The 11,718-nt window shown below is 70.8% G+C and carries 9 protein-coding genes; 5 read left to right on the top strand and 4 right to left on the bottom strand.

The features are described from left to right. Positions 1 to 49 precede the first annotated feature (49 nt). Positions 50 to 742, top strand: coding sequence for a glycoside hydrolase family 12 protein (locus ACZ7PG_RS36975; protein WP_470243825.1), 693 nt, complete (start codon positions 50 to 52; stop codon positions 740 to 742). A 1-nt stretch (position 743) separates the two neighbouring features. Here the strand turns inward: ACZ7PG_RS36975 and ACZ7PG_RS36980 are convergent, their stop codons facing one another. Continuing rightward, entirely contained in the window at positions 744 to 2,186 is a 1,443-nt protein-coding gene (locus ACZ7PG_RS36980) for a DUF1996 domain-containing protein (RefSeq protein ID WP_470243826.1), read from the bottom strand. Positions 2,187 to 2,405: 219 nt separating this feature from the next. On the opposite strand from ACZ7PG_RS36980, the gene ACZ7PG_RS36985 reads away from it, so the two are divergent. Next, entirely contained in the window at positions 2,406 to 3,224 is an 819-nt protein-coding gene (locus ACZ7PG_RS36985) for a substrate-binding domain-containing protein (RefSeq protein ID WP_470243827.1), read from the top strand. A 177-nt stretch (positions 3,225 to 3,401) separates the two neighbouring features. Here the strand turns inward: ACZ7PG_RS36985 and ACZ7PG_RS36990 are convergent, their stop codons facing one another. The 3 genes from ACZ7PG_RS36990 to ACZ7PG_RS37000 form a co-directional block, all read right to left on the bottom strand. After that, positions 3,402 to 4,625, bottom strand: a complete 1,224-nt coding sequence (locus ACZ7PG_RS36990; protein ID WP_470243828.1) for a cytochrome P450 — start codon at positions 4,623 to 4,625, stop codon at positions 3,402 to 3,404. A 104-nt stretch (positions 4,626 to 4,729) separates the two neighbouring features. After that, a complete protein-coding gene (gene glpK / locus ACZ7PG_RS36995; RefSeq protein WP_470243829.1) occupies positions 4,730 to 6,679 on the bottom strand; it encodes a glycerol kinase GlpK in 1,950 nt (649 codons plus the stop codon). Between the two features lie 13 nt (positions 6,680 to 6,692). Beyond that, the gene (locus tag ACZ7PG_RS37000) at positions 6,693 to 7,445 is read right to left on the bottom strand and encodes an IclR family transcriptional regulator (protein WP_470243830.1); all 753 of its coding nucleotides are present in this window, start codon (positions 7,443 to 7,445) and stop codon (positions 6,693 to 6,695) included. Positions 7,446 to 7,599: 154 nt separating this feature from the next. Between ACZ7PG_RS37000 and ACZ7PG_RS37005 the strand changes: the two genes are divergently transcribed. Genes ACZ7PG_RS37005 through glpD form a run of 3 tightly spaced genes read left to right on the top strand, consistent with a single transcriptional unit; the run spans position 7,600 to position 11,663 of the window. Continuing rightward, entirely contained in the window at positions 7,600 to 8,421 is an 822-nt protein-coding gene (locus ACZ7PG_RS37005; RefSeq protein WP_470243831.1) for an MIP/aquaporin family protein, read from the top strand. Positions 8,422 to 8,435: 14 nt separating this feature from the next. After that, entirely contained in the window at positions 8,436 to 9,950 is a 1,515-nt protein-coding gene (gene glpK, locus ACZ7PG_RS37010) for a glycerol kinase GlpK (RefSeq protein ID WP_470243832.1), read from the top strand. A gap of 9 nt (positions 9,951 to 9,959) precedes the next feature. Then, on the top strand, positions 9,960 to 11,663 hold the full coding sequence (glpD, locus tag ACZ7PG_RS37015; protein WP_470243833.1) for a glycerol-3-phosphate dehydrogenase: 1,704 nt from the start codon (positions 9,960 to 9,962) through the stop codon (positions 11,661 to 11,663). Positions 11,664 to 11,718: the final 55 nt, after the last annotated feature.

The following is an 11,718-nucleotide window of genomic DNA, read 5'->3' on the forward strand; positions in this document are numbered from 1 at the left end:
GGGACGTCCATAGTGCTGGTGAATCCCTCACCAGTGGAGGACCCATCCCATGCACAAAGCCGTGCGTTCCCTCGTGGTTTCCTTGACTGTGGCCGCTTCCGTGGCCACCTCGGCCGGTGTCGCAACGGCGGCGACGTGGTCGTCCACGGACAAATGGGCGACCTGGTCCAACGGCGGGTACACCGTCCGCAACGACGTCTGGGGCAGTGGCGCCGGACCCCAGACGATCTGGGCGAATTCTTATTCCAACTGGGGTGTCTGGTCGGATCAGCCGAACACCGGCGGGGTGAAGTCGTACCCGCATTCGGCGAAGAACGTCGGCAAGAAGCTCAGCGCGTTGAGCCGCGTGTCCAGCAGTTTCACCGTCACCCGTCCGGGCAGCGGTGCCTACGAGACGGCGTACGACATCTGGGCGGACAACAACGCCTACGAAACCATGCTGTGGATGAACAAGCAGGGCGCGGTCGGCCCGCTCGGCACCAAGCAGACGACGGCGACGGTCGGCGGCCACACCTGGGACGTCTACAAAGGATCGAACGGCTCCAACGCGGTCTTCTCGTTCGTGCGCACCTCGAACACCAACGCGGGCACGGTCGATGTCCTGGCCGTGCTGAACTGGATCCGTGCCCGCGGGTGGTTCGGGGACGTGACGCTCGGCGAAGTCCAGTTCGGCTTCGAGATCACCTCGTCCGCCGGTGGACTGGACTTCGCCGCGAACAGCTATTCGGTCACCACGTCCTGACCTACTGGTTGCAGCGCTTGCCGGTGTTGATGCAGTTGACCGCCTGGTTCATCAGCCGCTGGCCCATGACGTTGGCGAAGTCGTCGTGGTCCGACCGCGGGTTGTGGCTCTCCTGCGGGAACGCGTCCACTTTGTACTGGCCCTTGACCTGGATGTCGTGCGGGATGTCGTAGACCAGCTTGATCACCAGCTGCGGCACGTTCTTGAACCCCTGCGGGCACTTGCCCTGCTGGTCGGCGAACACGATGTGCGTGCGGTGGTTGGCGCTGTCGATGTTCTTGCCGTCCCAGCAGTTCGGGAAGGCGTGGATGCGCTCGACCCGGCTGTTCTGCGGGCAGATCGGGTAGTGGTCGGTCAGCCGGTCTTCGAAGCCCGTGCAGGTCCAGCTGGGCCGGGCGTTCGCCGGGCCGTTGGTGCTCTGCTTGGCGTCGCCGTAGAGGATGCGGAGGAACTGCGGCATCGCGACGACCTTGTTCGCGCCGCCGCTGGTGAACGTGATCGTCGCCGAGCGGACGCGCTGGATCTCGCCGTCGTTGCCGGCCACTTCGTTCTGGTCGTTGACGCCGGGCAGCTCGGCGGGCTGGCCGGTGCTGTTCTGGCCGCCGTTGTCGAGCCCGCCCTGGCCGTTCTGCTTGAGCACGCATGCCGCGAGCCCGCCCAGGTTCGTCGGCTTCGCCGCCCGGCGGCCGATGGCGATGGCGATGCGGTCGATCGTCGCGGCGCGCTTGTCCTTCAGCGGTCCCACGACGGCGTTCTGGATGTCCTGCGGGGTCTTCAGGTCGCCCTTGGCGATCCGGGCGTTGGCCTCGTCGATCTGCTTGTCGAGCAGGTCGAGGTTGCGGTTCACCTCGTCCATGGCCTGGTCGGGGACGTCGGGGAGCTTGCTCGCGACGTCCGGGCAGTCGACCTGGCTGCTGGCCTTGTCGTTCGCGCTTCCGGCGCGGTCGGGCTGCGTGGCGGGCGGGTTCGCGGCCTCTTCTTCGCCGGTGTCGATGCGCACGACGGGCCAGAAGTACGCGGACTTGTCGCCGTTCTTGCAGGTGGTCCCGGCCTTCGAAAGGCTCTTGTTGTTCGAGTCGGCGTTGGTGGAGAGGTTGCCGACGTAGTCGTGCAGGTGCTGGGCGCCGTTCTTGATGCCGGGCTGGGCGATGAAGTTGTCGGGGTTGAAGTGCTGGTTTTCGTTGCGCCCGCAGTTCACCGTGAACGTGCCGCGCGCGCCCTTCTGCTGCAACGCTTTGTTCACGTTAACACCGGCGGGAACCTTCGCGATGTCGAGGAAGAACGACGCGTCCGCGGGGTCGGCGCTGGCTTCGCCGGTGCGTCCGGCCGTGGTCGCGACGACGATGCCGCCGACCGCGAGCGCCAGTGCGAGACCGCCGGTCGCGATCTTGGTGCGGCGGGAGATGCGATGTCTGCCCGTGACGGGGGATGTTTTCCGGGGCATGGTCACCTTCTTCGGTTTTCCGGGCGCGACGGAGTCGAACTGCGTGCCCGGTGGGGAGACGCGCGGAACCCGGGGGAGTGCCCCGCGTCCGGTGGCACTGGTTCCGGCACTGGCAGAAACGGACGCGAGCGCCGGCCGGTTCACCGCCGTTATCGTTTCGTTATTTATGGAAAGTGAAGGAAGTTCACGTCTGCGGGTGTGATCGTTAACATCGGCGGCATGCCCGTGGACGACGCAGGTCCCCTCCGCTCACCGGTCCGGCGGGGCACGCTCGGCGTGATCGCCTCGGGAACTGCGGCGTCGGGGCCGGTCCTGAACGGCTTGCGTGTCGCCGCGCGCGAGCACGGGTACGTCCTCGTCGTCTTCGGCGTGCCGGGGCGCGGCCGGGCCGCGGTGCCCGCCGCCGTGGCCGGCCTGCTGCTGCAGGGTGTGTCGGGGATCGTGGTGCTCGACCCGCACCTCGCCGCCGACCTGCCCCCGGTCAACGGCGTACCGCTGGTGCCGGCGGCGTCGGCCGACCAGTACGAAGGCGCCCGAAGGGCCACCGAGCACCTGCTGGACCTCGGCCACCCGACGGTCTGGCACCTCGGCGGCCCCGAAGACGGCCCGATCGCCCGCGCCCGCGAGCGCGGCTGGCGCGAAACCCTCGAGCACCGCGGCGTGGAGGTCCCGCCGGTGGTCCGCGGCGACTGGTCCGCCCGGTCCGGCTACCGCGCCGGTCAGTCCCTGGCGGTCGAACCGGGAGTGGGCGCGGTGTTCTCGGCCAACGACCACATGGCGCTGGGCCTGCTGTCGGCGTTCACGGAGGCAGGAATGCGAGTCCCGCGCGACGCGCACGTGGTCGGCTTCGACGACGTCCCGGAAGCGGCCTACTTCGAGCCCCCGCTGACAACGGTCCGCCAGGACTTCGTGGCGGCGGGCCGCCAGACGGTCGCGGCGCTCGCGGCCCGCATCGACGGGGTCGCGACGCCGGTGCGGGAGGTGGTGGTGGCGGAGTTGGTGGTGCGGGAGAGCAGCCGCTGTTTGCGGGCGGGTTAGTGCGTGCGGAGGTCGCGGAGGTCGCGGATGTGGTCGGCGCGGACGAGGCCCGTGCGGTCCGATGTGGACATCGTGCGGCGCGGGTCGTTCAGCAGCTCGCGTTCCTCGCCATCGATGGTGCGGAAAAGCAGCCGCTGCCTGCGCGCGGGCTGAGCCGCACGGAGGCAGCGGCGCGCGTCACCGGGTGAGTGGCAGTGCTGCCATCCCGCGCAGTGCCGGGTTCCGTCGCCGCTGCGCCGGGCCACCGAGCCGCAAGCTCGGGAAGCGCTTCCCGAGTTGTTCGAGCAGGACGGTCATCTCGAGCCGGGCCACGGCCGCGCCGAGGCACAGGTGCAGGCCGTGGCCGAAGAACAGCCCTCGGCCGGCGTCGCGCGTGATGTCGAACCGGTCCGGGTCCGGGAACCGCGCGGGGTCCCGGTTCGCCGCGCCGTTGAGCACGACGACCAGCTCCCCGGTCGCGACTCGCGCGCCGTCGAGCGTGGCCGGGCGCGCGGCCGCGCGCTGGCTCATCTGGGCCGCGCCGTCCCACCGCAGGATCTCCTCGGCCGCCCCGGCCGCCAGCCCGGGATCGCCCGCGAGCAGGGCGAACTGATCCGGATGGGTCAGGAGGGCGTGGATCCCGTTGCCCAGTGCGCCGGCGGTGGTCTCGTACCCGCCGCCGAACAACACGACGAGCGAATTGAGCACGTCCTCGACCGGCATCGGTTCCGCGTCGGCGGCGGGGCGCGTCAGCAGCGCGGACGTCAGGTCGTCACCCGGATCCGCCCGCCGCAGCGCGATGAGCTCCGAGAAGTAGGCGCGGAACTCGACGGCGGCCGCGTCGACCTCGGCGCGCAGGTCCGCCGGCATCGCCGGGTCGACCTGCTTGCCGATCAGGTCGGTGACGCCGCGGAGCCGGTCGTGGTCGGCTTCCGGCACGCCGACCAGTCCGCCGATCACCGCCATCCCGAGCGGATAGAGCACGGTGCCGACGAACTCCGCGGCGCTGCCGTCCGCCGTGGCGTCGGCGAACCGGTCCAGCACCCGGTCGACCGCCCGGCGGACCGTGGGCTCCAGTTCCTGCACGCGCCGGACGGTGAAGTCCCGCATGAGCAACCGGCGCTCGCGCGTGTGGTCCGGCGGGTTCTTCCACGGCAGGAGCGCGGCCAGCAGTGCCATGGCCGGGTTGTCGCGCCAGCCCGGCGTGTGCCGGTCGCGCCACCGCGCGTCCAGCACGAGGAAGGTTTCGCCGTCGGCGAGCACCGCCTGGCAGTCGGCGAACCGGCTGAGCACCCAGCCGCCGAAGACTTCGCTGCGGAAGATCGGCGTTTCTTCGCGGAGCTTCGCGTAGATCGGGTACGGGTCGGCGAGCCCGGCCGGGGCGGACAGGGACAGCAAGGCTTCGTCGGCGGCTGCGGACATGGTGCTCCCTCCAGTGGCGAACCGGTTCCCGAAGTCTTCTCCTGGCTCCCGCGCCGGGGCAGGGGTGCGGACCCCGCTTCACCCGGATGGCAGGCCGAGCCGCGTCAGAGCGTGACGCGGTCGCCGAGGTCGCGGATGTGGTCGGCGTTGCCGCAGCCGAGGTCCAGCTGGCGGCGGCGCTCCGCCACGAACGCGCGGCCCAGGCCCGTGCGGTCCGATGTGGACATAGTGCGGCGCAGGTCGTTGAGCAGCTCGCGTTCCTCGCCGCGGACGTGCGCGTCCACGACGTTCTCCAAGCGCAGCAACGCCTTCTCAAAGTCCTCGGCCTCGAGGACCGCCAGGAGGTCGTCGGCGAAGGGGGTGCCCGGTGCGGAAGGGCGGACGATCCGCTCGGTCGCCGTCGCGTGGGCCACCAGCAGAGCCGCCAGCTCCGCGACCAGGGCCGGGCGGTCGGCCTCGGTGTTGCGCAGGTCCCGGAACAGCTGCTCGAACCGGCGGTGGTCGGCCAGCAGGACCTCGACCAGGTCCGAGCCCGGCGGGGCCGCGGCCGGGCCGGGACGCATCCAGCCGAACGTCAGCTCCACCGCCTGGCGCCAGTGCGCGTACTCGGAGTCGCGGCGGGCCGGGTCCATCGCCGGCAGCCACTGCCCGGCTCGGTGCCAGTTGCGCCGCAGTCCCTCCAGGTCCGGCCAGTACCCGACCGACAGCCCCGCCGCGTACGCCGCGCCCAGCGACACCGTCTCCGCCACCATCGGGCGGACCACCGGCACGTCGAGGACGTCCGCGATGCACTGCATCAGCAGGTTGTCCGCGGTCATCCCGCCGTCCACCTTCAACGTCGTCAGCGCCAGCCCGGAGTCGGCGTTCATCGCGTCGACGACCTCGCGCGTCTGCCAGCCGGTCGCCTCCAGCACCGCCCGCGCCAGGTGGCCCTTCGTGATGTACGACGTCAGCCCGGCGATCACCCCGCGGGCCTCGCTGTGCCAGTGCGGCGCGAACAGCCCGGAGAACGCGGGCACGATGTAGCAGCCGCCGTTGTCCTCGACCGTCCGCGCCAGCGTCTCGATCTCCGGTGCGCTGCCGATCAGCTCGAGGCCGTCGCGGAACCACTGCACCAGCGACCCGGTGACCGCGATCGACCCTTCGAGGGCGTACACCGCCGGCTCGTCGCCGATCTTGAAGCCGACCGTGGTGAGCATGCCGTGGGTGGACAGCACCGGCGTCGACCCGGTGTTGAGCAGCAGGAAGCTGCCGGTGCCGTACGTGCACTTCGCCTCGCCGGGCGCGAAGCACGTCTGGCCGAACAGCGCCGCCTGCTGGTCGCCGAGCGCCGCCGCGATCCGGATGCCGGGGACCACGCGGGACGTCGTGCCGTAGACCTCGGTCGACGAGCGGATCTCCGGCAGCATCGCGCGCGGGACGTCGAAGAACTCCAGCAGCTCGTCGTCCCAGTTGAGTGTGCGCAGGTTCATCAGCATGGTGCGCGAGGCGTTGGTGACGTCGGTGATGTGCACGCCGCCCTCGGCGCCGCCGGTGAGGTTCCAGATGAGCCAGCTCTCGATGGTGCCGAAGAGGACGTCGCCGCGCTCGGCGCGCTCGCGCAGGCCGGGTGTGCGTTCGAGCAGCCAGCGGACGCGCGGCGCGGAGAAGTACGTCGCGAGGGGTAGGCCGCACAGCTGCCGGACGCGGTCGGCGCCCGGTTCGCGGGCCAGCTGCTCGAGCATGGCGTCGGTGCGGGTGTCCTGCCAGACGATCGCCCGCCCGATCGGGTTGCCGGTGTGCCGGTCCCACAGGACGGTGGTCTCGCGCTGGTTGGCGATCCCGAGCCCGACGACCTGCTCCGCGGTGGCACCGGCGTCGGCCAGGGCCTGCGGCACGATCCGGGAGAGGTTCCGCCAGATCTCGACGGCGTCGTGCTCGACCCAGCCGGGCCGGGGGAAGTGCTGCTGGTGCTCCCGCTGCACGACCGACACGAGCCGGCCGCGCGCGTCGAACAGGATGCACCGGGTGGAAGTGGTGCCCTGGTCGATGGACATCACGTACCGCTGGACCACGCGAGCACCTCCTTCACCATCGGGACGCACCCAGGTCTCGGGAGACCGCGCGCGCCGCGTCGCGGACGTGGCCCAGCAGTTTCGGGTTCGGGCCGCCGTCCGGCTCGCCGATGCGCTCCACCGCTCCCGACACGCCGATCGCGCCCACCACGATCCCGCCGTGGCCGCGGATCGGGGCCGCGATCCCGGCCTCGCCGGAGATCATCTCGCCGTTCTCCATCGCCCAGCCTGCCTCGCGTACTTTCGCACACGCGCGCTTGATCGCGGTCTGGGTGACCAGGGTTCGCCGAGTGTAGGCCTCCTGTGACGCCACCAGCGTCGTGTCGTAGGCCAGCAGCACCTTGCCGAGCGCGGTCGCGTGCAGCGGCAGCAGCGTGCCGACGTCCAGGGTCTGCAGGGTGTCGTCCGGCCGGAACACGTGGTGCACCACCAGCACCCGGCCCTCCAGGGGCGCGCCGATCCGGACCGCTTCGCCGCTGCGCGAGGCCAGCGCGTCGGCCCAGTTGATCGCCCGCGACCGCAGCTCGTTGACGTCCAGGTAGCTCGTGCCCAGGTGCAGCAGCGTCGCCCCGAGCTGGTACTTGCCCGTGTCGCGGTCCTGCTCGACGAACCCGACGCCCTGCAGCGTGCGCAGGATGCCGTGGGCCGTGCCCTTGGCCAGTTCGAGGGATTCGGCGATCTCGCCGACGCCCAGCCGTCCCGAGCCGCGCGCCAGCAGCTTGAGGATCGCGGCGGCGCGCTCGATGGACTGGATCGGACCCGGCACGCCCGCGACCCTAGCCCGACCGGCCCTGATTCGACAATGTCGAACATCGTCTTCGCGCGTTCGACAATGCCGACCCGGCTCCGTTGACCCGGTGTTTTCGCGAACTTAACTTTCATCCACCAGGGGGAACGAACGGTCCTTTGTGGAGGAAGCAATGGTGCGAAGCCTCAAGGCCCGCGGGCTCGGCGGCGAAATGGCCGCCGAGTTCGTGGGGACGATGATCCTCATCCTGTTCGGGTGCGGGGTGGTGGCGCAGGTCGCCGCCGCGGGCATCGGGGACCACGACAGCATCGCCTGGGCCTGGGGCCTCGGCGTCACGCTCGGTGTTTACGTCGCTTCGCGGATCAGCGGCGCGCACCTGAACCCGGCGGTGACCGTCGCCCTCGCGGTCTTCAAGGGCTTCGAGTGGCGCAAGGTCGCCCCCTACGCACTGGCCCAGACCGCCGGCGCGTTCCTCGCCGCGCTGCTCGTGCGCTGGAACTACACCGAGGTGCTCAACGCCAAGGACCCCGGCCACACCATCAAGACCCAGGGCGTGTTCTCCACCCTTCCGGGTAACGGCACGCTCCCGGTGGGTGACTGGGGCGCCTTCCGCGACCAGATCATCGGCACCGCGATCCTCGTCCTGGTGATCTTCGCCATCACCGACCTCCGCAACACCTCGCCGGGCGCGAACCTGGCCCCGGTCGTCGTCGGCTTCCTGGTCGTCGCGATCGGGATGGCCTGGGGCACGAACGCCGGCTACGCGATCAACCCCGCCCGCGACTTCGGCCCGCGCCTGGCGTCCTGGCTGACCGGCTACGACACGGCGTGGTCCGACCAGTACGGCTTCCCCTATTGGTGGATCCCGATCGTGGCCCCCGTGATCGGCGCGGTGATCGGCGGCGCGATCTACAAGTTCCTCATCGAGCGCCACCTGCCCGCCGGGGAACCCCTGGACGCCATGCCCGCCAAGGACTTCGAGACCGCCGCCTGAGAAGGAGCACGACCATGCCGGACTTCGTCGGTGCCGTCGACCAGGGCACCACCAGCACCCGCTTCATGATCTTCGACCACGGCGGCAACGAGATCGCCCGCCACCAGCTGGAGCACGAGCAGATCCTCCCGAAGCCGGGCTGGGTCGAGCACGACGCCACCGAGATCTGGGAACGCACCCGCTCGGTCATCGCCACCGCGCTCAACAAGGCGAACCTGACCGTGGGCGACCTGGCCGCGCTCGGCATCACCAACCAGCGTGAGACCACCGTCGTGTGGAACCGCCGCACCGGGCGCCCGTACCACAACGCGATCGTCTGGCAGGACACCCGCACCGACCGGATCGCCTCCGCCCTGGAGCGCGAGGGCAAGGGCGAGGTCATCCGCCGCAAGGCCGGCCTCCCGCCCGCGACGTACTTCTCCGGCGGCAAGCTGCAGTGGATCCTCGAGAACGTCGAGGGCGTGCGCGAAGACGCCGAGAAGGGCGACGCCCTCTTCGGCACCACCGACTCGTGGCTCATCTGGAACCTCACCGGCGGCCCGGACGGCGGCGTGCACGTCACCGACCCGACCAACGCCTCCCGCACCATGCTGATGGACCTCGAAACCCTCGACTGGGACGACGAGCTGCTGTCCTTCTTCGGCGTCCCGAAGCAGATGCTCCCGGCGATCAAGCCGTCGTCGAACTCCGGTTTCGGCACCACCCGCGCGGACGGGCCGCTCGGCGGCGAGGTCGTGATCACCGGCGTCCTCGGCGACCAGCAGGCGGCCACCGTCGGGCAGGTCTGCTTCCGGCCCGGCGAGGCCAAGAACACCTACGGCACCGGCAACTTCCTGCTGCTCAACACCGGCCACGAGCTGGTCCGCTCGAAGCACGGCCTGCTCACGACGCTGTGCTACCAGTTCGGCGACGACAAGCCCGTCTACGCGCTGGAGGGCTCGATCGCCGTCACCGGGTCGGCCGTGCAGTGGCTGCGTGACCAGCTGGGCATCATCAGCGGCGCCGCGCAGAGCGAGAGCCTGGCCCGCCAGGTCGAGGACAACGGCGGCGTCTACTTCGTCCCGGCGTTCTCCGGCCTGTTCGCGCCGTACTGGCGCTCGGACGCCCGCGGCGCGATCGTCGGGCTCACCCGCGCCACGACCAACGCTCATATCGCGCGGGCCACCCTGGAGGCGATCTGCTACCAGACCCGCGACGTCGTCGAGGCGATGCAGAACGACTCGGGCGTGACCCTCGACGTGTTGCGTGTGGACGGTGGCGTCACCGCCAACGAGCTGTGCATGCAGCTGCAGGCGGACATCCTCGGCGTCCCGGTGTCGAAGCCGGTCGTCGCGGAGACCACCGCGCTCGGGGCCGCCTACGCGGCCGGGCTGGCCGTCGGCTTCTGGAAGTCGACCGACGAGCTCGAGCAGAACTGGAACGAGGACAAGCGCTGGCAGCCGTCGTGGACGGAAGAGCAGCGCGCCGAGGGCTACGCGGGCTGGCAGAAGGCTGTCGGCCGCACGCTCGACTGGGTCGACGTGGAGTGAGGCGCTGAAATGAGGAGGAACACCGTGACCGCACTTTCCCCGCAGTACCGCGCCGAGGCGTTGCGGAAGTTGACCCGCGAAGAGGTCGACGTCCTGGTCGTCGGCGGGGGAGTGACCGGCGCCGGCGTCGCGCTCGACGCGGCCTCGCGCGGGTTGTCCGTCGCATTGGTCGAGGCCCGCGACTTCGCCGCCGGCACGTCCAGCCGGTCGTCCAAGCTGATCCACGGCGGCCTGCGCTACCTGGAGCAGCTGGACTTCAAGCTGGTCCGCGAGGCGCTCAAGGAACGCGGCCTGCTGCTGAAGACCCTCGCCCCGCACCTGGTGCGGCCGGTGAAGTTCCTGATGCCGCTCACGCACCGGGTGTGGGAGCGCGGCTACATCGGCGCCGGCGTCACGCTGTACGACACGCTCGGCGGTGCCCGGGCGCTGCCGCGGCACCGGCACCTGTCCAAGCGCGGCGCGTTCAAGGCGGCGCCGGCCCTGGCCGAGGACGCGCTGATCGGCGCGATCCAGTACTACGACGCCCAGGTCGACGACGCCCGCCACACGATGACGATCGCGCGGACGGCCGCCGAACAGGGTGCTTCGGTGCTGACGCGGGCTCGCGTGACGTCGCTGCTTCGCGACGGCGAGCGAGTGGTCGGCGCGAAGGTCGTGGACCGCGAGAGCGGCATCGAGTTCGAGGTCCGCGCCCGCACGGTGGTCGCCGCGACCGGCGTGTGGAGCGACGACATGGCGGCGGCGGCGGGGATCCCGGCGCCGTTCACCGTGCGCGCGTCCAAGGGCGTCCACCTGGTGGTGCCGCGGGAGAAGATCGACCTCGACACCGGGCTGATCCTGCGCACCGAGAAGAGCGTGCTGTTCGTGATCCCGTGGGGCCGGCACTGGATCGTCGGCACCACCGACACCGAGTGGGACCTCGACCGCGAGCACCCGGCGGCCAGCCGCGCGGACGTCGACTACGTGCTGGAGCACCTCAACAAGGTGCTCCGGACCCCGGTGACGCACGACGACATCGAGGGCGTCTACGCGGGACTGCGTCCGTTGCTCGCGGCGAAGGCGGCCGCGACGACGAAGCTGTCGCGCGAACACGCGGTGGCGCACCCGGTGCCGGGCCTGGTGATCGTGGCCGGCGGCAAGTACACGACGTACCGGGTGATGGCCGCGGACGCGGTCGACGTCGTGGTCGAGGAGCTCGGCCGCCCGGCGCCGCCGTCGTGGACCGACCGGCTCCCGATCGTCGGCGCCGACGGCTACCACGAGCTGTGGGCGAACCGCTTCTCGGTCGCTTCGAAGACCGGGCTGCCGCTGCCGCGCGTCGAGCACCTGCTGCACCGGTACGGGACGCGGATCTGGAACCTCGTTTCGCTGATCGAGGAGGATCCTTCGCTCGGTGAACCGATCACGGAGACGTCGGAGTACCTCCGCGTGGAGGCCGTGTACGCGGTCTCCCACGAGGGTGCGCTGCACCTGGAGGACGTCCTCACCCGGCGAACGCGGATCTCGATCGAGGAACGCGACCGCGGCGTTGCGGCGGCCCCGGTGGTCGCGGGGCTGATCGCCCCGCTGCTGGCCTGGGACGCACACCGCGTCGAGCGCGAGGTGGCCAACTACCTCGCGCGGGTCGAGGCGGAACGCTCGGCGCAGGAGGCCCCGGACGACGCGGCGGCGAACGCGACCCGCCTCTCGGCCCCGGCGCTGCTGCCGAGCTGACTCAACCGTTCGCCCCCGCCGGGCGTGTTTCCTCTGTCCGAACAGATGGAGGGGG

This window comes from Amycolatopsis sp. NPDC114504 (assembly GCF_055633595.1).